Below are 21,872 nucleotides of genomic sequence, written 5' to 3'. Positions count from 1 at the left end.
TTCAGTGCGGGAGCGTCGGGTAACTGCCGAGGACGCTGATCGTGGCCAGGCGATGAAGCCGGGCATACGCAGTCAGCAGGGGAGAGTCAGCGTGGCCAGTGAGGGCACGTTCCAGGCGGATCCGTTGCGGCCGGGGGATCCGTCGCAGGTGGGCTCGTACCGATTGTTCGGGCGGCTCGGCGAAGGTGGCATGGGTAGCGTCTATCTCGCTTACGCGTCGGACAACCGTCCGGTCGCTGTCAAAATGATTCATGCCTCCCTCGCGAGCAACGCCGAGTTCCGGCGGAGGTTTCGCCGTGAGGTGGATAGTGTCCGGCAGGTGCCGCCGTTCTGCACGGCCGAGGTGCTCGATGCCGACCCCGATCACGAGCCGCCCTACCTGGTCGTGGAATATGTGGATGGTCCGAGTCTCGCTGAAGTGGTGCGGGATCGGGGACCGTTCACACCGGCGAATCTGCACGGTCTGGCGATCGGGGTGGCCGCCGCGCTGACCGCCATCCATGACGCCGGTGTGATTCATCGGGATCTCAAGCCGAGCAATGTGATGTTGGCGCTGGGTAGCCCCAAGGTCATCGACTTCGGCATCGCCCGAGAGGCCGACTCGGCCACGGTGTTGAGTTCCTCCCAGCCCGGCCGGCTGATCGGCACCGTGCCGTACATGGCACCTGAACGGTTCAGCGGTCACGTGCTGACCCCTGCAGTGGACGTCTTCGCCTGGGGCGTGGTGATGGCCTACGCGGGGACCGGCAAGACGCCGTTCGCCGCCGGCTCGTTGCCTGCCATCGCGGCCCGCATCGTGTCCAGCCCGCCCGTTCTGGACGGCCTGGACCCTTCGCTGCGTCCCCTGGTCGAGCAGGCACTGGCCAAGGACCCCGCCGAGCGGCCCACCGCCCACCAGTTGCTCCAGCGGCTTCTCGGCCAGAATGCCGGCGCCCGGGGAAACGACCTGAGGAAGAACCCCCAGAGGACGGTCACCGACCAGCTCAAAGAGCTTTACACCCCTCCCGGCTCCGACCGCGACAGTACGGCGGCGGACACCATCGCTGGGATCACCCTGTCCGTCGAGGACCCGCGAGCCGAGGTGGCGCGTACGGCGCACATCACGGTGACGGCTCACAACAACACGGGTCACCCCGTCGACCTGGACCTTGAAGCCGTGGTCGGGGCGGACGTCACCGCCACCGTCACGCCGTCGCGGCTCTCTCTCCGGGAGGGCGAGACGGGGAATGCCACCGTGGTCGCGACCAGTCGGCGGCTCCCTTCGTTACGGTCCCGCACCCATCGGCTCACCGTGCGCGCCGCCGACGGCCACGGAGGGCGGTGGCCCGTCGACATCGCATTCCGCCAGCGCATCCACCCGATCGCGGTCATCGGCCCGGCCGCTGCTCTGGTTCTCCTGGTCCTCGTCCTGGTCAACGCGCTGACGGCCGCTCGCTTGGTCGACGGCAAGCCGTCAACGAGCCCTTCCCCACCCGCGCAGAATCCCTCCGGGCCGTTTCGCGTGGCGATCGGGGACATCATCGAGCCTGGAAAACCAGGCGCGGGTGCCGGCGTCATCGAGAGTGCCGGCACTCGTGACGTTTACAGCTTCTCGGGGGGTGAGGGGCAGCGAGTCTTTTTCGATGTGGTGGAGGCCGCTGCGCATTTGAAATGGAGGTTGAGCGGCCCGGACGGCACGACTGTTTTCGACGGGGTCGGAATGTATGACTCGGCCTTCGAGCGACCTGTCGATCAGGGGACGCTTGTCTTGTCGCAGGCGGGTGAATATCAGCTGGTCGTCGATGGTGATGGTGATGTGACCGGTACTTATCGGTTGAAGGTGTGGTCTGCGGAGGATTCTGAGGCGATCGCGCTGCGGTTGGGTGACGAGGTTTCCGATGGCCGGCCCGTCAGGGGTGCGGGGAATATCGAGTCGCCGGGTGTGCGGGACGTTTATAAGTTCTCGGTCAAGAAGAACCAGCGGGTCCATTTCGATGCCACGGAGGCTTCCGAGGGCTTGCGGTGGGCGCTCCGGGGGCCGGACAGCAAGGTTGTCTTCGACCACGTCGAGATGTATGACCCGTCCTTTGGACGACCTGTCGACCGAGGGACGCTTACCTTGTCGCAGGCGGGCGAGTATCAGCTGGATGTTTATGGTAATGGCGATACGACCGGTAGCTACCGGATGAAGATCGAGCGCCGCTGAGTCTCAAGTCACGGCAGTTGCAGACCTGCTTCGCCAGGAAGGTATCGGGCGATGCTCCAGTGGCCTTCAGACGAACCCCGTGCAGTGGATGGCGCTAGCGATGGCCATCGCCACGCTCGGCATCCTCGGCAAGCCTTGGCTGGGGGCCTGTCCGGAAGATCCGGGGCACCTCAGAGCGCGATAACGACGGCGACAGACAGTCCTTCCGCGGTGGGCACACCTACCGGCCTGCGCGATATATCCGAAAAGCACCGGATCAACCGGCAAAAGATCGAGTCGGCTGTTATTTTCGTGCCATGCGGTCGGAGGCTGGACGAGCGTGACAGGCTTCACAGCTGGCGCAAGGCCGGATCGCCGGCGAACTCCGCGCGCACCATCTTGACGGCCACCGGCCGCCCTCCGGGCGTGAAGGACAGAAAGACCTGCCCCATGCCACCGGCGCCCACACGGGCACGTAACGCATAGCCCCCGAGAGTCTGGGGGTCGTCGTCACCCAGAGGGTTGAACACCTGATCCACCACGCTTCACCCCGTTCATGCGCTCTCGCGACGTCCGCGTCAGGGGTGCCCAGGAGGCCAGGTCCCAACGAGAATCCAATATGCCGCCGCGTGTTGTTCTCGACAAGGGTGACGAAGCAACGCCGAGCCTTTCCCCGACCGGCTCAGAAGCGGGCACCGAAATGCATCTCTTCCCTTCGCCGCGTGCGGACTGCAGAAACAGAACAGCTCTTCGTTCGCCACGGACGATCAAACGCGAGGACAATATATGGGCGGCGATCGTGCCGGTCAATGTGCGTCGGCCACCCGACGAACCCGGACTGGCCTTGGTCATGCTGCGCCGGCATCTCGCCCGGTTCGGGGTCACGAAGGACGGCAGGCTGTCCCGCTCGGAGAGCGGCGGCCGAGGTCCACCTACTCCCGGCTGTGATCACGTTGTTCCGTGCGGGAATTGCGTCGTAGACGTTTCGCGCGTCTGCACACCTGAGCGTATGCACAACGACGTAGACCGGGACAGGCATCCCAGGTTGTACTGCAGCAGTGCCTGGAAAGCCCAGGGACGCCTTCCGGGGGATCTCCCAACGTGTCAAAACTCGCACGTGATTCCGAGCGGCACAGGTTTCGCACAGGCGTCGAGCAGCCCTGCGGTACTCACGGATCAAGCCGCCACCGCGATGGAACCGGATGGAACGCCATTACTTCTGGTGGGTGGCACCCACCGTATTTCATCGTCGGCTTCTCCATGGGGGAACGTCAGAGTCGTCGGCCCGGAAAAGGGGACAGTGCATATGCCGATGGAACCGTGCGGCCAGCAGGCCGCCGTCGTAACGCCGATTCGCCAGACTCCGCAGGAGGACGGCCGCCTGGCGAATAAGGCAGAAACCGATCTCGTGGATGCTCGCCTGCAGGACCTTTCGGGTCCATGCCGGCAGATGTTGTGCACGGCCGCGGTCCTCGGACTGCGGCTCGATCTGGACGTGCTCGCCGAGATGCTCGGGCAGACCGCCGCCGCGCTGCTGCCGGCGTGGGAGGAGGCCCTGGCCCGCGGGCTGCTCGTCGCCAGCGGGGGTGAGCTGGCCTTCGCGCACGAGCCGCTGCGCTGTGCGGTGGCCGACTCCGTGCCGCCCGCCGTCCGCGACGCGGTACGCAGGCAGTACGAACGGCTGGGGGGCGCCGGCCAACGGCCGCTCGGCAAGATCACGAACCGGGAGCGGGCGGCCCTGTCGCTCGTCGCGCGCGGCCACAGCAACCAGCAGATCGCCAGGGCGCTGGGGATCTCGGAGCACGCCGTGAAGCGGCACGTGTCGAACATGCTCATCAAGTTCGACTGCGCCAACCGCACCGAGTTGGCGCTGCTGGCCATTCGGCGGCGCTGGGCCGAGTAGTACGCCTGATCGGAGAAAAGAGACAGAACCGCCCCGCCGGCAGAGTTCCCGGCGGGGCGGCACCTGGGGTCAGCGGGAAGCGGTCAGCACCAGGTCCACGGCCTCCAGCAGGCTGCCCACCACGGGAAACGGCAGGTCGCTGAAGTGTTCGAGATCGTGCAGCGCGTCCGGGCCCGCGTGGTACATCAGGCAGGCCGTACCGCATTCCCTGGCGGCCAGGCCGTCGTCCACGCTGTCACCGATGAGCAGGACCTCTCGCCGATCGAACGGCAACCTGCGCAGGTGGAGTTCCAGGTGTGGCGCCTTGCGCCCTGGTTCGCCCTCCACCAAGCCGTCGACAACGGTGAACCGTTCGAAAATGCCCGCCTTGCGCACCAGCGGCAGCAGCCGCTCCTGCGGGTGCATCGACAGCAGGGACTGGGTTCCCCCCGACAGACTCCACCGGTCAAGTGCCTCCAACGCCAGTCGGTTGAGCATGATCTCATCCCGGTAGCGTGCGTAGGACTCCTGGAAGTACAGGTCCAGCAGGCGCTGCTCGGAGTCGGTCAGTTCCCGCCCGGCCAGCCGGTTGTAGAACAGCGGGATCGGCTGGGTGTGGTGCCGCTGGTACAGCTCCGGGGTCGGCGGCGGGAACCCGGCGGCGGCGAAGGCGCTGATGGTGGCCTCGATCAGCGTCCGGCTGTCACCGAAGAGCGTGCCGTTCCAGTCCCAGATGATGTGTTTGATGGATCGCATACCTCACCCCCGATGGGTATCTGAACGCCAGGCCGGGGGCAGGTGGGAAACGTCCCCCAGCGCCGTCAGCGTCGCCCGGCCACCGCGCAGTTCCAGGCGGGTGACCGAGCCGACCGTGATGCCGCCGAGCTCCCGGTAGCGGGACGGCGGCAGTCCGAGGAAGAACGAGAGCACCAGCCGGATCGGCGCCTTGTGGGTGACCACCGCCACAGACCGCGCCCGCTGCGCCGCGTCCCGCACCGCCGCCACCGACCGCGCCATCACTTCGAGACCGGTTTCACCGCCGGGCGGCGAGAACAGCGCCGGGTCGCTCTCCCAGCGGCGCAGCGAGTGCCGGTCGACCTCGCTCGGGAGCCGGTCCTCCCACTCACCGAACGACAGCTCGCTGAGCCTGTCGTCGACCACCAGGTGGGCCGCTTTCGCAGCCGCGATCTTCTCAGCCGTCAGCAGCGCCCGCCGGGACGGGCTGGAAACCACCAGGCCGACATCCTCCAGCGCGGGATGCCGGCCGGCGTACACTCCCGTCTCCTGCCCGATCCCGGTCAGCTCACCCTCGTGGCCCCCGCAGAACCGGCCCTCCACGGTGCACTGGGTCTGGCCGTGCCTGATCAGGCTCAGTACGGCTTCCATTCACGTCAGCGCCCCTGCCAGGGCGCTCTGGCAGGAGCACTCCACCGTCTCGGGCAGCGCTTTGACCAGCCTGCCGACGATGTCGAGCACCCTGTCGGAGTCGGCACTGAAGGCCTTGAGCACGCCCGCGTGCGAGACGGCCTCGGCCTGCTCACGGCCGACGACCTCGGCCGCGGCCACGTCGTAGTCGGTGATGTAGGAGAGGTTGGCGTAGCACAGCTCCAGTTCGCGCGCCAGCACCACCTCCGGGTACTGCGTCATGTTGACCAGGTGCCAGCCCTGCGCGCTGAACCACCTGCTCTCGGCGCTGGTGGAGAAGCGCGGTCCCTGGATGACGACCACTGTCCCCGAGCGGTGCACCGTGGCGTCAGCGTCGGCCAGGGCCTCCCCCGCCGCCTCCCGCATCCGCTCGCAGTAGGGGACGGCCGAGCTGATATGCGCCGCCTGGCTGCCGGAGAAGTAGGTGTCCGCCCGGTTCCGCGTGCGGTCGACGAACTGGTCGACCAGCACGAAGTCGCCCTTGCGGTACTCCGGCTGCAGGCTGCCGACCGTGTTGAAGGCGATGACCTGCCGTACGCCGAGCTGCTTGAGCGCCCAGAGGTTGGCCCGGTAGGGCACCTCGGACGGCAGGTAGTCGTGGTTGCGCCCGTGCCGGGGCAGGAAGGCCACCTTCCTGCCCATGACCTCGGCGATGCTCACCGGAGCGCTGGTCTCGCCATACGGCGTGCTCATGGTGACGTCCCTGGCGTTGTCCAGAAAGGTGTAGAACCCTGTGCCGCCGATGATGGCGATGGTCGCGTCAGACATGTCTGTCTCCTTGGATGTGTCGTGTGATCGTCTCGACGAGCCCCGCGCTCGGGGTCTCGCGAAGTTCTCCGTAGATCCGCAGCCCGCCCTCGGTCGAGGAGGGCCTCAGCAGCAGCCACTGGCTCCCGTCGAGCCAGAACTTGACGCCGTCGACGCCGCCGACGTCACGCACGCGCAGGCCGGCTCGCGACAGCGCCGCCAGGCCCGCCCTCCGCAGCGCCGCCTGGCCTGCGCGGCCGCCGGGGACGCGAGTCTCGAACCAGGCCAGCGGGCCGACCCTGGCGCGCAGGTCGTCCAGCCGGTCAGCGAGCGTTCCGCCCGCTGCCAGCAGGTCGGCCAGCCGGGCGACCGCGGCGAACGGGTCGCGGTCGATCCCGTACTCGGCGAACGCCAGATCTCCCACGCCGCCACCGGCGACGTCGGCCTGGCCGGACGCCAGCAGCGGCGAAAGGTGCTTGAAGCCGATCCCGACCTCGCGCACTGGGACGCCGAGCCGGTCGGCGGCGAGCCGCACGGCCATGCCGGTGGCGGCCGTCACGGCGACGCCCCGCTCCGGACGGCGGTGCTCGATGAGCAGCGCCAGCAGCTCGTGCGGGTGCACGGTCCTGCCCCGCTGGTCCAGCACGTACAGCCGGTCGCCGTCCCCGTCCAGGACGAGGCCGAGGTCGGCGTCACCCGCGACGACCGCCTCCACGGCGCGTTTCCGGGAGGCGGGCAGCGACGGGTCCGGGGCCAGGCCGTTGAAGTCGGGGTCCAGATCGCGGCCCAGGCGGCGCACCTGCCAGCCGAGCGCCGCGCACAGCCGTGCCACGGGACCGCCCGCCACGCCGCCGAGCCCGTCCACGACCACGCGCAACCTCCTGTCCGGCACGGGCCGCTTGGCCAGCACGTCGGCGATGTGGTCGGCGACCAGGTCCGCCTGCCAGGTCTCCCGGTAGCGGCCCGCACCGGTCTCCACGGCCAGGTAGCCGTCGATGATCGCGCGCTCCAGCTCGATCGAGGGCGGGCGGCCCGGCCGTACCTTGACCTTCACGCCATTCCAGTGCGGTGGGTTGTGACTGGCCGTCACCAGCAGGGCGAGGTCGGCGTGGCCGAGCCGGACTGCCGCGGTGGCGGTCGGGGTGGGCAGGTACGGCACGAACCGCACGGTCGCGCCGGTCGCCTCCTGCACCGCGTGTGCCGCCGCGCGGGCGGCCTGCTCGCCCAACCTGCGCCCGTCGTGGGTGACCAGCGTCGTGGCGACGGGGCCGGCGCACTCGGCCACCACCCGGGCCAGCGCCGCCGCTGACTCCGGGCTGAAACCGTCACCGATGACGCCACGCCAGCCGTCCGCGCTGGAACGCAACGGCAGCCCGGGTGCGCTCAGGTTCCGGGCAGCCATAGCGCCAAGTACTCCTGCTGCGTCTCGGCCAGCTCGTCGATCGCGATGCCGTAGGAGTCGAGCTTGGCTCTGGCGACGGCGTTCTCGATCTCCCGCGGAATCTCGTGTACGGCCGGCGCCAGCGAGCCGGCGTTCCGCACCAGGTATTCCAGGGCGAGCGCCTGTGTGGCGAACGTCATGTCCATGACCTCCGCCGGATGGGCCTCAGCGGCCACCTGCCCGACCAGGCGTCCCTCGGCGAGCACCAGCACGCGACGTCCCGAGGGCAGGGTGTACTCGACGCAGTCGGGCCTGATCTCCCTGCGCCGGGTGGCGGCCCCCGTCAGCGCGGCCATTGCGATCTCCACATCGAAGTGCCCGGAGTTGCAGACGATCGCGCCGTCCTTCATCCGCTCCATGTGCGCCAGCGTGATGACGTCGCGGTTGCCGGTGACGGTGACGAAGACGTCGCCGAGCCCGGCCGCCCGCGCCATGGGCATCACCTGCAGGCCGTCCATCCTGGCCTCCATCGCGCGCACCGGGTCCACCTCGGTCACGATCACCTGGGCGCCCATGCCGCGGGCCCGCGTCGCCACGCCCCTGCCGCACCAGCCGTACCCGGCCACCACGAACGTCGCTCCGGCCAGCAGTACGTTGGTCGCGCGCAGGATGCCGTCGATGGTGTTCTGGCCGGTGCCGTACCTGTTGTCGAACAGGTGCTTGGTGGCGGCGTCGTTGGTGGGCAGGACCGGGTAGCGCAGCGCGCCCTCGGCGGCCATGTTGCGTATCCTCAGCACGCCGGTGGAGGTGACCTCGCTGCCGCCGATGATGTCGCCGAGCAGATCGGTGCGCTCGCGGTGGACGGTCGTGGTGAGGTCGGCGCCGTCGTCGACGATGATCGTCGGCCTGACCTCCAGCGCGCCGGCCACCTGCGCGTAGAAGGCGCCCCTGCCGCAGCCGTGGACGGCGAAGACCTGGGCGCCGATGTCCCGCTGGATGGACGCGGCCACGTCGTCCTTGGTGGACAGCGGGTTGGACGCGCACAGCGCCAGTTCGGCCCCGCCGGCGACCAGGGCGCGGCACAGGTTCGCCGTCTCGGTCGTGACGTGCAGGCAGGCCGCGATCCGCTGACCGACGAACGGCTTGGTCTCGGCGAAGCGCTCGGCCAGCGCCGACAGCACCGGCATCCGGCCGGCCGCGAAGTCGATCTTGAGCTGGCCGGCGTCGGCCAGTGAAGGGTCGCGCAGCATACTCATGAGAATTCCTTGATGCTCGATGTGGTCAGCAGGTCGGTGAGCGTGGCGAGCCTGGCGCGGGCGCCGACGGCCCCGACCGCGAGGGCGCCGCTCAGGTTGGCCGCACCCAACCGGCGGGCGGGTGCCAGCCCGGCCAGGCGGGCGAGCAGGTAGGTCGCGGCGAACGCGTCACCTGCCCCGGTCGGATCCACCACGGGCACCGGCCGGGCGGGGACCGCCTGTTCCGTGCCGCGGTGCCGTACCGACGAACCGTCCCTGCCCGAGGTCACCACCAGTTCGGCGCGCAGGTGCGGGTCGTCGATCCAGGGCACGGTGCGGCGCAGCGCGTCGTACTCCGCGCGGTTGGCGAACACGACGTCGCAGTGTGGCAGGACGGTCTTGGCGACCGGATCGCCGGAGTAGACGCCGCCGGGCGTCCAGCACAGCAGCGGGCCGTCGACCAGCGGGGCGATCTCTTCCAGCACGGCGAGGCTCGGGTCGAACACCAGTACGGCGTCGTAGCCGGTCAGCGGCGTGGACACCGCCGACAGGGTGAGCAGGTCGTTGGCGCCGCGCAGGAGCAGCATGTAATGCTTCTCGCCGAAGACCGGGATGATGACCCGGCCGGTCGGCGCCCCCGCGAACCTGGCGACACCAGAGACGTCGATGCCGCGCGTGCGCAGGTCGTCCAGGAGCAGGTCGCCGTCCGCGTCCGCGCCCACGGCCGCCAGCACGGAGACCGAAATGCCGAGCGCGGCCAGCGCCGAGGCGCAGTTGCCCGCGTGCCCGCCCACTCGCAGGCTGGAGGAGCGGACCAGGACCGCGCCCTCGTCCGGCGGTTCGGCGTCGGTGTTGATGATCTGATCAACGTTGAGCGAGCCGATCACCAGCACCCTCGCCCGCGCCGCGGTCTCGCGCAGCGCCCGCGATTCGTCCGGCGACCAGCGCAGGTCCCCCTTCATCGCCGCCTGCTCGCGATGGCGCTGATCTCTACCAGGCATCCGTCCTCGGCCAGCCGCGACACCTCGACCAGGGTGCTGGCCGGGGCGGGGTCGCCGAGGACCCGGTTGCGCACCGCCGAGACCGCGGGGAAGTCCCGGCCGATGTCGGCGAGGTAGACGATGAGCTGCACGATGTCGCTCAGCTCGGCACCCGCGCAAGCCAGCACCTGCGCGATTCGCTCGAAGACGAGCTCGGTCTGGACGCCGGCGTCGTCGCGGCCGAGGACCTTGCCCCGGTCGTCAGTGGCCACTTGGCCGCTGACGAACACGAGCTTGCCCGCGGACGTCAGGTCGAGCAGCACCCCCGGCGAGTACTTGCCGATCGGCAGCGAGTGCCCGTCGGGCAGCAGAGCCGTAGTAGTCAAGGCTGGATCCTTTCCGGTAAGAGCCCGTAGGTCGATGTCATGGCCGCGAGCTGGATGTTCCTGATCTCCACCGTGGGCGGCAGCGCGAACAGGCCCGCCACCACCTCGGCGACGTGGTCGGCGGACAGCGCGCCCGCACGGGTACCCGGCACGGCGTCTGGGTGCCCGCCCTCGAAGAAGGTGTCGACGCGACTGGGCAGCACGGCGCTCACCCGGACCCCGTGAGACCTGGTCTCGCGCCTGGCGACATCGAGCATCGCGTGCAGGCCCGCCTTGGACGCGGAGTAGGCGGCCCTCCCGGTGAACGGGTAGAGCGCCGAGTCCGACAGCATGCCCACCACGAGACCGCCCGGGGCCGCGGTCAGCAGCGGGAGCGTGGCGCGCAGGGTGTGGTACGCGCCGCTGAGGTTGGTGCCGATGGTGCGTTCCCACTCGGCCGGGTCCAGGTCGGCAAGCGCGGACCAACGGCCGTGGCCCGCGTTGAGCACCACCCCGGCCAGCGGGTCGGCGGCGTCGAGGGTACGGCGCGCGGCGGCGTCGACCTCGGCTGAGTCTCCGACGTCGACGACCGCCGTGCGGACCCGGACGCCGAGATCGCGCGCCCGTCCGGCGACGCCGTTCAGCGCGCCGGCCGTACGCGACCAGAGAATCAGGTCGTAGCCGGAGGCGGCCAGGGATCGCGCGACCGCCTCGCCGATCCCCCGGCCGGCACCGGTGACCAGGACCCATCCTCCGCTCACCGGCCACCTGCCGCCGTGACCACGAGACGTCGATCGCGACCCGGTACGACCTCCATGCGCGCGCTGACGGGATCGAGCAGCCGCGGGAGGAGGTCGGCCAGCAGTTGGAAGGCGAGGTCGGCGGACTTGACCGACGCCCGCCGGTCACCGCCCACCGTGGTGATCCTGCCGTCGCGCACCAGGCCGCTGGTGAGCTCGCCGACCAGCGACCCTGCGAGCTGGTGCCGCTTGCCGTGATGCATGGCGACGCGGCGCCGCCGCGTCAGACCGGCCGCGGCGAGCAGAATCGTCCCGGAGCAGACGCCGTAGAAGTGGGCGCCCGAGGTGAAGGCCTGCCGCAGCGAGGCTGTGAGCTCGGCGTTGCCCGCGGCGGGGAGTACCCCTCGGCCGCCGGGGACCAGGACGGCGTCGGCGGTGCCGAGCGCGTCCAAGCCGGCCTGGGCCGCGAAGCTCACCCCGCCCGAGGTGATGATCTCCAGTGCGGACGCGGCGATGCGGACCTCCAGCCCGCGCTCCGCGGCCTCCACGGACACCGCGCGAGCCGAATCGCTCTCAGCGCTCCGGCCGACGGCGATGGAGGCCGCTTTGGAGAGCACGGCGTAGGCGCCGAACAGGTCGAGGTCGTCCACCCCCGGGTAGGCGAGGATGACCACCCTGACCGGGTCCGCCCCGCGCGGTGTCCCGCTCATCTCGCCGCCGCGCTGTCCAGCTCGCGGTATCCGGCCTCGATGTCCTCGGCCGTGTAGCTGGGGTGCCCGCCCACCGGGGACTTGAGCACCCTGACCGCCGCCGCGGAGAACCCGCCGAGGCCGGCCCGGCGCGCCCCCGCCGCGATCCTGATCAGGTCGATGATGACACCGGCCGCGTTGCTGGAGTCCTGGACCTTGAGCTTGAGATCGAGCGAGATCGGGGTCCCGGCCCAGCCGAGGCCTTCGATGTTGAGCATCGCCACCTTGTGGTCGGCCAGGTGGGCGACGAACCCGGCCGAGGGGATGACCTCCACCTTGGAGGTATCGACCCCCTCCTGGGCCAGCGCGTTGAGCTTCGACTGCCGCTTGCTGCCGCCCTTCTCCCGCAGGTTACGGAAGTCCTCGTTCCCGCCGAGGTTGAGCTGGTAGGAACTGGCCAGCGACAGCCCGCGCTCGGTGAGCAGGTGCAGCAGCGCCCGGTGCACCACGGAGGCGCCCAGGTGACTGGCCAGGTCGTCGCCGATCATCGGCACCCCGGCCGCCTCGAACTCGGCCAGCAGCTCCGGCGAGCGGGCGACCAGCTCCGGCGTGCAGTTGACGAAGGCGACGCCCGTCTCCAGCGCAGCACGCGCGTAGGCGGTGGCCGCCCACTGCAGCCCGGTCGGCAGCGAGTACAGCAGGACCTCGGCGCCGGTGTCACGCAGGGTGGCCACCAGGCGCCGGAATCCCTCCGAGGACGGGTCGATGTCGTCCGGCGTGAGCCCGAGTTCCACGGCGAAACCGGGGTCGGGCAGCTCGACGTCGAGCCTCGGGTAATTGTTCGGCGGCGCCAGTACGGCCTCGCGGAACTTCACCCCTACTTTGTTGGGGTGGACATCGAAGGCGGCGACGAAGTCGATGTCAGAGACCTCGATGCCGGCGATGCGTGGCCGTTTGATACCGGGAAGATCCTGGTCGGCGATGCCCCGCTCGCGCAGGTTCCGGTAGAACTCGGCGCCCTGGAAAAGCGCGGAGATGTTGTTGCCGACACCGGCGACCGCCAACTTGATGTGCCTGGTCAATGTTCTCACCGTTTCCTGTGATTGTTTGCTGTGCCGATATGTGAAGAGGCGGGCTCACCGCCGGGAAAGGCGGCTCGCCTGCTCGAAGAGAAGCTGTGCCGCGTAGCCGTCGGCGAAGTCGGCGACGTCGCCGACGGCGGCCTTGCCGTCGTGGAGCATGGCTGGGTAGGGGTTCATCGCGTGCGGCCCGAACGCCAGCTCCGTGGCGCCCATCCGCAGGACCGCGCTGCCGTCGTCGGGGTTCGCCGCCAGCTCGGCCAGCCCTTCGGTGCCCTGCACGAGCGCGCGGATCGCGCGGCGGCCCGCCGAGACCCTGGACACCCCGACCCTGGCCAGCGCCGTGCCGCACTCATCCGCCAGCAGCACCTCGGCCAGGTCCTCGGCCTCGCAGTCAACGGTCCCGTCCGGGCCGGTACGGCGTGGCCACACCACCGAGGAGACCGCGGCGGTCACCTTCCAGGATCCTGGAACGATCCAACGCAGCAGGTCGAGCAGGTGCACGCCCTGGTCACTCAGCGCCCCGCCCGAGTGCCCGCGGTGCCGCCACGGCCAGGCCGTACCTGGTCCGGCGAGGAAGTCGTGGTGAAAGTCCAGCTCGATCCGGACGATCCGGCCGAGCCGCCCGTCCGCGCTCAGCTCCCTCAATCTGGCGAAGGCCGGGTTCTGCCGCCACTGGAAGGTGACGAATCCCCTGTCGCCGGCCAGTTCCGCCAAGCGGGCGGCCGCCGCCGTGTCGTGGGCGAGGGGTTTGTCGGTCACCGCGAGCAGCCCCGCGGACAGGGCGGCGGACAGCACGGCCTCGTGCGTGTCCGGCGGGCTGACCACGGCCACCGCGTCGAGGTTCCCCTCCTCGATCACGGCGAGCGGGTCCGCCGTCACGCGAGGGACGCCGAAGCGCCGGGCCAGGTCACGGGCGCGAGCCTCGTCACGGCCGTAACCCAGGACGTCGACCGATACCTCCGGGCATGCGGCCAGCCACGCCAGGTGCGTGGCGCCAAAGCCGGTTCCGACCAGCATGAAGCGCATTGTCAATCCCCCCGAGCCGCGGATCCTCCGTCGGCTGTTATTTGAGCGCGTGTCCCCCGTCGGACACGACGGTCTGCCCGGTGATGAACGAAGCCTCGCCGGAGACCAGGAACCGGACCAGGGCCGCGATCTCGGCCGGCTCGCCCAGCCGCCTCAGCGGCGTCCCCGCGATGACGGACTCCACGAACTCCGGCCCCACGGACCTGGTCATAGCGGTGTCGATGTTGCCGGGCGCGACCAGGTTCACCGTCACCTCGGGCGCGAGCTCCTTGGCGAACAACGCGGTCAGCGAGGCCACCCCGGCCTTGGCCGCCGCGTAGGCGGCGATGGCTCCGACGCCCATGCCCGCGTACGTGGAGCCGATGTTGACGATGCGCCCGCGTCCGGTCCCGGCCAGGATCGGCCCGAACACCTGGATACACCTGAAGACCCCGGTCAGGTTGACCTCCAGGCAGCGCCGCCAGGCCGACGGGTCCAGGGTCCGCCAGTCGCCGGGCATGGTCGCCCCTGCGTTGTTGACCAGCACGTCGAGCCTGCCGTAGGCGCCGAGGACCTGCTCGGCCATCGCACGTACCGCGTCGGGGTCGGCAACGTCCGCCCGTACCACGAGGCTCTCGCCGATCCGGTCCGCGAGCGCCTTGGCGTCCCGCTCGGAGTCGCGGTGGTTGATCACCACCGTGTACCCGGCGACGGACAGTTCTTCGACGATCGCGCTGCCGATTCCCCGTGAACCCCCGGTGACCAGGGCGATCTGCCCTTTATTCGACATGTCGCTGTCCCGTCAGCTTGGCCGCCAGCATCTCGGCCACGGCGAGCACCGGAAGCTGGGTGTTGGAACGCGGGATCGTCGGCAGGATGGAGGCGTCGATCACCCGCAGGTTGGCCACGCCGTGCACGCGCCCCTCGCCATCGACGACGGCGTCCTCGCCCATCGCGCACGTACCCACTGGATGCCAGTAGGTGCCCGCCCCGGCCCGCAGTTCCTCGTCCGTGGCCCTGCCGGGCGCGTTGCCCGGGCTCGCCCACTGCTTGAGCGCCGTAGTGGCCGCCAGTTCCGCGGCGAGCTCCAGCCCTCGGCGCGCCACGGCGAGGTCGCGCCCGTCCGGGTCGGCCAGCAGCCGGGGATCGATGTCCGGCGCGACCTCGGGGTCGGCCGAGCGCAGCCGCAGCCGCCCCCGCGAGGCGGGTTTCATCAGGAACGCCGTGACGCCGACCTCGTACTGCCCCGGCGGCAGCGTGCCGAACAGCGGCGCGCCCGCGGTCGGCAGCAGGTGCAGGTCCCAGGTGCCCGGCTCGCAATGCTCGGTCGCCGCCTTGACCGCGACCTGGCTGGCGTACAGTTTCCCGGCCGCCTCCAACTCGGCCAATGCCCGGTTCAGCTCGGCGGTGGGCGTCAGCGGCAGCACCAGGCAGGAGTGGTCGGTCAGGTTCGCCCCGACGCCGGGCAGGTCCACCTGGGTCTCGACGCCGACCTCCGCCAGGTGCTCGGCCGGTCCGATGCCACTGCGCATCAGCACGGCGGGCGAGCCGTACGTGCCGGCGGCCAGCAGGTACAGGTCGGCGGAGAGGGTCACCCGCTCGCCGCGGGCGTCGAGCTCGACGCCATGAACGCGGCCGTCCCCGACCACGAGCCGGTTGACCGTGGCCCGATCGAGGATGCGCAGGTTGGGCCGGGACCTTGCTGCGTCCAGGTAGCCGAAGGCGGCGTTCCACCGCAGGTCACCGATGGCGTTGACGGGCGGGCAACCGTAGCCGGTGCCGCGTCCGGGAAGCGACATGTCGCTGATCTCCGGATAGCCGAGCTCGGCCGCCGCCGCCCGCGCGCCGCGGCTCCAGGCGGACAGTTCCCCGTCCGGGATGGGGCGTAGGCGCATCCGCTCGGCCGCCATCCGGCGGAAGGGCTCGAGCCCGGCCTCCGACCAGTCGGGACCGCCGACGCCCGCCCATTCCGCGTAGTCCTCTTGTGCGCCCCAGGTGTGCCAGCACCCGTTGATCGACGACGATCCGCCCAACACCTTCGCACGGATCCGGTACGGCGCCGAGTCCTCCTCCCAGACGTCGTCGCGGGGCAGCGCCCTGGCGTCCAGCAGGCCCTCCGGCCAGGACCGGCGATCGGGGCCGTGGTCGGGTCCGGCCTCGACCAGGCACACCGAACGGCCCGGGTCCTCGCTGAGCCGCGCGGCGAGCACACAACCGGCTACTCCCCCGCCGATAATAACGACGTCATACCCTAAATAGTCTGACATCCGAATCCTTTCCCCCTTAACTTGAATAAGTCTCAAATATAATTTCAAGGGTGACAAGCTAGAAAAAAGTGCGCCCTTTTGGGGCGCACCGACGTTACGTACGGCCGCGAATCACCCCGTGAACGCAGAACCCCAAAGCGGCGAAGAGCACCGCCAGCGCCAGCCACCCGAACGCCCCCGCACCGACCAGCAACGCGGTCACCAGCGCCGGCCCGGCCAACTGCTGTACTCCCCGGCCGAGCGCGAACACCCCCTGGTACTCGCCCTGCCGTCCCGGCGGCGGCAGCTCGAACGCCAGCCCCCAGGCGCCGGCCGACTGGACGATCTCCCCCACGGACAGGATCACGGTGCCGGCGAGCAGCGCCACCGTCCCTGCCACGGCACCGCCGCCCTGACCGGCCAGGCAGACCAGGCAACCGGCGGCCAGCCACAGCCCGGCCCGCCGTACCATCCGCGCGGCGCCCGCCACCGTTTCGGCGCCCTTGCTCAGGCGTACCTGCAGCAGCAGCACGATCACCGTGTTGGTGATGACCAGGACCGCGATCAGACTGGGCGGCACCTCCGTACGGCTGACGATCCACAGCGGAATGCCCACGAGCAAGACCGTCGTGTGCAGTTCGAGCAGCCCGTTGCCGAGCGTCACGATGAGGAACCGGACGTCTCTCAGGGCTGAGCCGATCCACGCGGACGGCCGTCCATCCCCGGTTCGCGCGGGCCGCTCCCCCTCGGGGAGGCGCAACACGATCAGCACGCACGACGCCTGCGCCAGCGCGTTGGCGGCACAGATCGTGAAGAACACCGCCGGGCTGGCGGTGGCGATGGCCACCCCGGCGACCGCGGCGCCGACGGCGTATCCGGCGTTGAAAGCGCTGCGGAGTTGGGCGGTGACCCGTACCGTCTCCCCGCGTGGGAAGACGGAGTGGATCAGCGCCGCGTGCAGCGGCATGCCCGACATCTCGCAGACCGAGATCAGCGCGGCGATGACGATGAACGTCCTCAGGTCCCCGACCAGCGGATAGAGGCAGAAGAGCAGCGCCAGCGCCCCGTGGTTCACGGCCAGCAGGCGCCGCGCGCCGACCCGGTCGGTGAGCCTGCCGACCGGCGCGGTGGCCAGGAACCCGGCGAGCCCGGCGACCGACAGCCCCACGCCGATCTCGCCCGGCCGCAGCCCGACCACCTTGACGAAGAACACCGCGCTCGAGGTCAGGAAGAGGCCGTTGCCGACCGAGTGCACCAGGGTCAGCACGATCAGACGCCGCGCGAGCAACCCCTGCGGCACCAGGTCGAGCAGCCGCAGCAGCCGCGTCATGGCCGCCGGAGGAAGGCGATCCGGTCCGGCGCCTCCAGGATCACCTCCTCGCCGTAGGGGACCGTCCACGACGGGCACAGATGGCTCAGGTCCGCGTTCACCACCACGGGGAAGGCGGTGCCCGGCACGAACTCCTCCAGCAGCGCGCCGACGGTCGCCGCCCACTCGGCGGGCGGGATCACCGGGTGGGCCCCCACGATCATCCCGGCCAGCCCCGCCACGTCGGCCTGGTCGCACACCTTCTTCAGAAGCTGCTGAACCGGAAAGTCGTGGTAGCCGACGTGCCAGAACAGCACGGCGGAGCGCAGCGAGAGGCCGAAGCAGGACACCAGCTCGGGGACGAGAGTGATCTCGCCACCGACCAGGGTTCCCCGCCCGATCCCCGGGCGCAGCCAGGTCCAGCCGCCCAGCGTGTCGCGCTCTCGCGGCAGGCGTTCCAGCTCCGGCTCGTACAAGCTGATCAGCCCGCCCGTCCTGGACGGCACCGGGGCGCACTCCAGCGGATCCGCACTGGCCAGCGCCCTGGTCAGGTAATCGAGGGTCTCCGGGTACGGCCCGCCCGCCTCGCCGATGTGGACCATGAGGGTGCAGCCGTACAGCGAGCTGACTCCCGCCTTGGAGGCCAGGAACTGGTTGATGAAGACGTTGTCGCAGTAGCCGATGAAGGGCTTGGGATTGGCCGCGATCGTCGCGGGGTCGAGATGGTCGAGCAGGTCACGGCCGCCTTGCCCGGCGTCGGCCGCCAGGATCGCGTCCACCGACGGGTCGGCGAACGCCTCCATCAGGTCAGCGGCGCGGTCCTGCGCACTGCCGGCGAAGCCGCCGTCGGCGGAGACGAGGAAGGCGCGGCCACCGTAGCTGACCGTGAAGCCCCGCTCGAACAGGGCACGCTCGGCCCGTCGGGCCCGGTCGGGAATGTAGTTCAGCGTCGGAAGGCCCGGGCTGACGATCCGGATATGGGCGTCGGCGCCTACCGGCGCGGGTATCTGCAGCACAGCGAGCTCCAATGAGGTCATGGCCGGGTGCGGGCGCTCAGTCGGCCCGCCAGCGTCCTGATGGTCTGACAGGCGTACAGGTCCTGGATGCTGACGTCGTGTCCAGGCAGGTCCCTGCGCAGCCCGGCCGCCACCCGCAGCAGCTGCAGCGAGTCGCCACCGACTTCGAAGAAGCGCTGGTCGAGACCGAACGAATCGGTGCTGAGCACCTCCGACCAGACACGGGCGATGGCGCTCGCCAGGTCACCGCCGTCCTCCCTGGGCTCCTCGGCGGGTTCGCTCTCCCCTGCCAGGGCCAGCTCGTGCAGCCTGGCCGCGTCCAGCTTGCCGTTTCTGGTGATCGGCAGCTCGGGCACGACGGCCCACAGCGAGGGCATCGCGTAGCCGGGCAGCCGCTCGGCGGCGAACGCGCGCACCGATTCCAGCAGTCCCAAGGCCTGCTTGGCGACGATCCCGGCCAGCAGCCGCCGATCCGCCGACGCCGTGGGCACCACGGCCGCGTCCCGCACGTCCGGATGCTCGCGCAGCACGCGCGTCACGGCGTCCAGCTCCACCCGGAAGCCGCGGATCTTGACTTGCCTGTCGCGCCGCCCCAGGAAGCGCAGCCGTCCGCCGCCATCCCAGCGCACCAGGTCGCCTGTCCGGTAGAGCAGCCGGTCCACGTCCGCGCTGAACGGCCCGAACGCGGCGGCGGTCTCGGCGGGCAGTCCCGCGTAGCCGAGTGCCAGGCCGTCGCCGTAGGTATAGAGCTCCCCGACGCCGCCCGGCGGCACCAGGCGGCCGCCGGCGTCGAGCACCAGCACCCCGGTCCCCTGAATGGGGCGGCCGATCGGCAGCGGGTCGTCGATGCCCGCGACCGAGTCCACGTGGTGGACGGTGGTGAACGTGGTGTTCTCCGTCGGCCCGTAGCCGTTGGTGACGCGCAACCCAGGGCACTCGCTGAGAACCCTCGCCACCTGCGTGGGAGGCACTACGTCACCGCCGGTCAGCACCTGCTTGACCGTCTGGAACGCGCCCGGCCGGTAGTCGGCCGTCAGCCGGAACAGCCCGGCGGTGAGCCACAGCCCGGTGATCTGACGCCGGCTCAGGAACTCGGCCAGGCCGTCCGGCGTGACGTACTCCTCGGAGAAGACCTCGACCGTGCCGCCGTTCAGCAGCGGCGCGAAGATCTCCAGCGTTGAGGCGTCGAAAGCCAGCGGCGCCAGCCGGACGAACCGGTCGCAGGCGCCCGGCAGCAGGTAGCGCGGGTCGAGCGCCAGCCGGGCGACGCCACGATGCGACACCGTCGCGCCCTTCGGCGTCCCCGTGGAACCCGAGGTGAACGCCACGTAGGCGACCCGGCCGGAATCCGCGTCCGGCGCGGGCGGCGCCTGGCGATGACTGGCCGCGGCGTCCCACGGGTCGAGGATCCGCAGCGCAGGCCTGCCGTGGCCGAACTCGCCCAGCGGCCTGAGCCGGTCATCGTCGCCCAGCATCAGGCGCACGCCGACGGAGTCGAGCATGGTCCGTACGGCGGGCCCGGGGACATCGCGCTCAACAGCCACATAGGCCGCGCCCAGCCGCAGCACTGCGAGGATCGCCAGGATCTCGCGTGCCGAGCGCGACACGGCCAGCGCCACGCTGTCCCCGGCGGTCACACCGGCGGCGGCCAGCACCGACGACTGCACCTCGGCCGCGCGCAGCAGTTGCCCGTAGGTCAGGACGCGCAGCGGGTCGGCGTCACGCACCGCCACCCGGCCAGGATCCCGCCTCGCCGCCGCCTCGAACAGCTGCCACAGCCCGCCGACCTCCGCGTCGGGTCCCTGGCCGCGGGTGGCCAGCCACCTCCGCTGTTCGCCGGTCATCGTGCGCACGTCGGCCAGCGGGCCGTACGGCGCGGCGGCCAGCTCGGCGAGCGTGCGTTCCAGCGCGGTGGCGAGCTCGGCGGCCTCGTCGGCCCGCAGCACCGAAGTCGGGTACTCCAGGGCCAGGCGCGGGCTGTCGCCCCAGCGCTGCACGTAGAGGACCGCGTCGTAGACGGTCCCCCCGCAGTGCCCCTCCCGCACCGCGAAGGCCAGGTCACCGGCGCGCAGCGTCTCGGGCACCAGCTCGTCGTGCGCCGCGAAGGCCACCTGCACCAGCGGGTTGCGCGAATCGTCCCCGCCGAGGCCGAGCGCGGTGACGATGTCCTCGGCCGGCACGTCACCGGCATCCAGCGCCTCGCGCGCCGCCACCGCCGTGGCACGCAGATAGTCGATCACCGAGCCCTCGCGGGGGATCCGACAGGCCACGGGCAGCAGTTTCATGTACGGCCCGGCCACGGCCAGCGACTCGGCGGTGGTACGGCCCGCGGACACCATGCCCATGACGAACTCGGGCACCGCGGTCCGCCTGGCCACCACCAGGGCCCAGGCGGCGAGAAGCACCATGGTGCGCGTCAGTCCGGCGGTCTCGGCGAGCGCCGCGCAGCCCGCGCGGGCCTCGTCACCAAGCTCGAACACCAGGCGGGTGGCGGAACGGTCCATCCGCTGCGGGCGCGCCAGGTCGGTGGGCAGGCTCACCGTGCTCGGCAGACCGCTCAACGCCTCGGCACGCAGCCGCGCGGCCTCGCGTACGGCGGGGCTCGCCTCCAGCGCGATCATGGGCTCCATGGACGGGGCCTCGTCGATGCCCGCCTCGGGGTGGACCGCCTCGCCGCTCGCGTACCCGGACGCCAGTTCCCGCCACAGCAGCCCGATGCTCCAGCCGTCCACGATGGCGTGGTGGACCAGGATGGACAGCACGGCCCGCCCTTCGCCGGTCCGGCTGACGACGAATGCGACCGGCGGGCGCTCGTAGGGGCGCAACAGCGTCGCGCTCGCCGGCCCCAGCAGGGCGTGCACCGCCGACACCGGGTCGCCGGCCGAGCGCGGCATCGGCTGCTCGACGATGACCGGGTCCCAGCGGTCCAGGACATGGCGCGTGGGCATGCCGTCCTCGCCGCGGGCGAACATGGTGCGCAACGAGGCGTGCCGCGCGGTCAGTCGGGCCAGCGCCGACCGCAGCCGCGCCAGGTCCAGCGGGCCGCTGATCTCGGCGCTGAATAACAGATGGAAGGCGCTCCCGCCGTACAGGTCCTCGCTGAACAGCATCGCCTGCTGAATGCGAGAAGCCCGCCGTGCCCCCGCCGCGGGAGGCTCCGTGTACAGCGCCCTCCCGTCCGCGGGAGGCTCCGTGTACGGCGCCCTCCCGTCCGCGGGAAGCCCCACGGGCGGCGCCTCCCCGTCCGATGACGCCCGCGTGTGCGGCATCTCCTCGGCAGGTGGCGCCCCCGCCACCACGTCCGCCAGCGGTTCCGCTCCCAGCAACGCCCCCACGTTGATCCGCCGCCCGTAGTCGCGCGCCATCAGCGCGGCGAACTCGATCCCCCGCAGCGACGTCCCCCCGAGCGCCGCGAACGACGCGCTCGCGGCGCGCCCGCCGAGGTCGTCCAGCCCGCATTCGAGAGCCTCGGCGGCGAGCCGAAGCCAGCCGTCATCCCCGATATTCCCCATGACTCAAATCCCCCGCGCAGCATGTCTTATCCGGCACAAGCGCCCTCGCCAATCATTGGCGATATGCAAGCCGGTGAATAGATGAACGAAAGAC

The 21,872-nt window shown here is 70.7% G+C and carries 19 protein-coding genes; 2 read left to right on the top strand and 17 right to left on the bottom strand.

Features of this window, described 5'->3' with window-relative positions; translation table 11 throughout:
* Window positions 1–91 precede the first annotated feature (91 nt).
* Complete coding sequence (locus AB0I38_RS08340) at window positions 92–2,185, top strand: serine/threonine-protein kinase (RefSeq protein WP_358463963.1); 2,094 nt, start codon at window positions 92–94, stop codon at window positions 2,183–2,185.
* Between the two features lie 329 nt (window positions 2,186–2,514).
* Here the strand turns inward: AB0I38_RS08340 and AB0I38_RS08335 are convergent, their stop codons facing one another.
* Window positions 2,515–2,703: a hypothetical protein gene (locus tag AB0I38_RS08335; RefSeq protein ID WP_358463960.1), complete on the bottom strand. Its 189-nt coding sequence runs from the start codon at window positions 2,701–2,703 to the stop codon at window positions 2,515–2,517.
* An 869-nt stretch (window positions 2,704–3,572) separates the two neighbouring features.
* Between AB0I38_RS08335 and AB0I38_RS08330 the strand changes: the two genes are divergently transcribed.
* Window positions 3,573–4,067: a helix-turn-helix transcriptional regulator gene (locus AB0I38_RS08330; RefSeq protein WP_358463957.1), complete on the top strand. Its 495-nt coding sequence runs from the start codon at window positions 3,573–3,575 to the stop codon at window positions 4,065–4,067.
* 69 nt (window positions 4,068–4,136) lie between these two features.
* Here AB0I38_RS08330 and AB0I38_RS08325 read toward each other — a convergent pair whose 3' ends face one another.
* The 16 genes from AB0I38_RS08325 to AB0I38_RS08250 all read right to left on the bottom strand — a co-directional run bounded on the left by AB0I38_RS08325 (window position 4,137) and on the right by AB0I38_RS08250 (window position 21,778).
* Window positions 4,137–4,802, bottom strand: coding sequence for an HAD family hydrolase (locus tag AB0I38_RS08325; RefSeq protein WP_358463954.1), 666 nt, complete (start codon window positions 4,800–4,802; stop codon window positions 4,137–4,139).
* 3 nt (window positions 4,803–4,805) lie between these two features.
* Window positions 4,806–5,432: a histidine phosphatase family protein gene (locus tag AB0I38_RS08320; RefSeq protein ID WP_358463951.1), complete on the bottom strand. Its 627-nt coding sequence runs from the start codon at window positions 5,430–5,432 to the stop codon at window positions 4,806–4,808.
* On the bottom strand, window positions 5,433–6,239 hold the full coding sequence (locus tag AB0I38_RS08315) for an S-methyl-5'-thioadenosine phosphorylase (RefSeq protein ID WP_358463947.1): 807 nt from the start codon (window positions 6,237–6,239) through the stop codon (window positions 5,433–5,435). It lies immediately after the preceding gene.
* Window positions 6,232–7,620, bottom strand: a complete 1,389-nt coding sequence (locus tag AB0I38_RS08310) for a hypothetical protein (RefSeq protein ID WP_358463944.1) — start codon at window positions 7,618–7,620, stop codon at window positions 6,232–6,234. The genes AB0I38_RS08315 and AB0I38_RS08310 overlap by 8 nt, the downstream gene beginning before the upstream one ends.
* Window positions 7,602–8,855 (bottom strand): adenosylhomocysteinase, encoded by a 1,254-nt coding sequence (locus tag AB0I38_RS08305; RefSeq protein ID WP_358463941.1) that lies wholly within the window; start codon window positions 8,853–8,855, stop codon window positions 7,602–7,604. Before AB0I38_RS08305 ends, AB0I38_RS08310 begins: the two co-directional genes overlap by 19 nt.
* Complete coding sequence (locus AB0I38_RS08300) at window positions 8,852–9,796, bottom strand: PfkB family carbohydrate kinase (protein WP_358463939.1); 945 nt, start codon at window positions 9,794–9,796, stop codon at window positions 8,852–8,854. The genes AB0I38_RS08305 and AB0I38_RS08300 overlap by 4 nt, the downstream gene beginning before the upstream one ends.
* Window positions 9,793–10,200 (bottom strand): RidA family protein, encoded by a 408-nt coding sequence (locus tag AB0I38_RS08295; RefSeq protein ID WP_358463936.1) that lies wholly within the window; start codon window positions 10,198–10,200, stop codon window positions 9,793–9,795. Before AB0I38_RS08295 ends, AB0I38_RS08300 begins: the two co-directional genes overlap by 4 nt.
* The gene (locus AB0I38_RS08290; protein ID WP_358463933.1) at window positions 10,197–10,940 is read right to left on the bottom strand and encodes an SDR family oxidoreductase; all 744 of its coding nucleotides are present in this window, start codon (window positions 10,938–10,940) and stop codon (window positions 10,197–10,199) included. The genes AB0I38_RS08295 and AB0I38_RS08290 overlap by 4 nt, the downstream gene beginning before the upstream one ends.
* Window positions 10,937–11,629 (bottom strand): DJ-1/PfpI family protein, encoded by a 693-nt coding sequence (locus AB0I38_RS08285; protein WP_358463930.1) that lies wholly within the window; start codon window positions 11,627–11,629, stop codon window positions 10,937–10,939. Before AB0I38_RS08285 ends, AB0I38_RS08290 begins: the two co-directional genes overlap by 4 nt.
* Complete coding sequence (locus AB0I38_RS08280) at window positions 11,626–12,690, bottom strand: inositol-3-phosphate synthase (RefSeq protein WP_358463927.1); 1,065 nt, start codon at window positions 12,688–12,690, stop codon at window positions 11,626–11,628. The genes AB0I38_RS08285 and AB0I38_RS08280 overlap by 4 nt, the downstream gene beginning before the upstream one ends.
* A gap of 54 nt (window positions 12,691–12,744) precedes the next feature.
* On the bottom strand, window positions 12,745–13,707 hold the full coding sequence (locus tag AB0I38_RS08275) for a Gfo/Idh/MocA family protein (protein ID WP_358463924.1): 963 nt from the start codon (window positions 13,705–13,707) through the stop codon (window positions 12,745–12,747).
* Between the two features lie 46 nt (window positions 13,708–13,753).
* The gene (locus tag AB0I38_RS08270) at window positions 13,754–14,485 is read right to left on the bottom strand and encodes an SDR family NAD(P)-dependent oxidoreductase (protein ID WP_358463921.1); all 732 of its coding nucleotides are present in this window, start codon (window positions 14,483–14,485) and stop codon (window positions 13,754–13,756) included.
* On the bottom strand, window positions 14,475–15,962 hold the full coding sequence (locus tag AB0I38_RS08265) for a GMC family oxidoreductase (protein ID WP_358463918.1): 1,488 nt from the start codon (window positions 15,960–15,962) through the stop codon (window positions 14,475–14,477). The genes AB0I38_RS08270 and AB0I38_RS08265 overlap by 11 nt, the downstream gene beginning before the upstream one ends.
* Before the next feature lie 94 nt (window positions 15,963–16,056).
* A complete protein-coding gene (locus AB0I38_RS08260; RefSeq protein WP_358463915.1) occupies window positions 16,057–17,271 on the bottom strand; it encodes an MFS transporter in 1,215 nt (404 codons plus the stop codon).
* Window positions 17,268–18,266 carry an LD-carboxypeptidase gene (locus tag AB0I38_RS08255; RefSeq protein ID WP_358463912.1) on the bottom strand — a complete coding sequence of 333 codons (999 nt, stop codon included), beginning with the start codon at window positions 18,264–18,266 and terminating at the stop codon, window positions 17,268–17,270. Before AB0I38_RS08255 ends, AB0I38_RS08260 begins: the two co-directional genes overlap by 4 nt.
* Window positions 18,267–18,283: 17 nt before the next feature.
* The gene (locus tag AB0I38_RS08250) at window positions 18,284–21,778 is read right to left on the bottom strand and encodes an amino acid adenylation domain-containing protein (RefSeq protein ID WP_358463909.1); all 3,495 of its coding nucleotides are present in this window, start codon (window positions 21,776–21,778) and stop codon (window positions 18,284–18,286) included.
* Window positions 21,779–21,872 lie beyond the last annotated feature (94 nt).

Source organism: Nonomuraea cavernae (assembly GCF_040655715.1).
In the GTDB taxonomy this organism is placed as follows: domain Bacteria; phylum Actinomycetota; class Actinomycetes; order Streptosporangiales; family Streptosporangiaceae; genus Nonomuraea; species Nonomuraea cavernae_A.
Note: the sequence above shows the minus strand (reverse complement) of the source record. Positions and strands in the feature narration are given on the sequence as shown.

Excerpts from the sequence above, each read along its gene's own strand:
- AB0I38_RS08265 (WP_358463918.1), bottom strand. The coding sequence starts at position 15,962 with ATGTCAGACTATTTAGGGTATGACGTCGTTATTATCGGCGGGGGAGTA.
- AB0I38_RS08305 (WP_358463941.1), bottom strand. The coding sequence starts at position 8,855 with ATGAGTATGCTGCGCGACCCTTCACTGGCCGACGCCGGCCAGCTCAAG.
- AB0I38_RS08315 (WP_358463947.1), bottom strand. The coding sequence starts at position 6,239 with ATGTCTGACGCGACCATCGCCATCATCGGCGGCACAGGGTTCTACACC.
- AB0I38_RS08325 (WP_358463954.1), bottom strand. The coding sequence starts at position 4,802 with ATGCGATCCATCAAACACATCATCTGGGACTGGAACGGCACGCTCTTC.
- AB0I38_RS08300 (WP_358463939.1), bottom strand. The coding sequence starts at position 9,796 with ATGAAGGGGGACCTGCGCTGGTCGCCGGACGAATCGCGGGCGCTGCGC.
- AB0I38_RS08320 (WP_358463951.1), bottom strand. The coding sequence starts at position 5,432 with ATGGAAGCCGTACTGAGCCTGATCAGGCACGGCCAGACCCAGTGCACC.
- AB0I38_RS08260 (WP_358463915.1), bottom strand. The coding sequence starts at position 17,271 with ATGACGCGGCTGCTGCGGCTGCTCGACCTGGTGCCGCAGGGGTTGCTC.
- AB0I38_RS08275 (WP_358463924.1), bottom strand. The coding sequence starts at position 13,707 with ATGCTGGTCGGAACCGGCTTTGGCGCCACGCACCTGGCGTGGCTGGCC.
- AB0I38_RS08310 (WP_358463944.1), bottom strand. The coding sequence starts at position 7,620 with ATGGCTGCCCGGAACCTGAGCGCACCCGGGCTGCCGTTGCGTTCCAGC.
- AB0I38_RS08250 (WP_358463909.1), bottom strand. The coding sequence starts at position 21,778 with ATGGGGAATATCGGGGATGACGGCTGGCTTCGGCTCGCCGCCGAGGCT.
- AB0I38_RS08270 (WP_358463921.1), bottom strand. The coding sequence starts at position 14,485 with ATGTCGAATAAAGGGCAGATCGCCCTGGTCACCGGGGGTTCACGGGGA.
- AB0I38_RS08285 (WP_358463930.1), bottom strand. The coding sequence starts at position 11,629 with ATGAGCGGGACACCGCGCGGGGCGGACCCGGTCAGGGTGGTCATCCTC.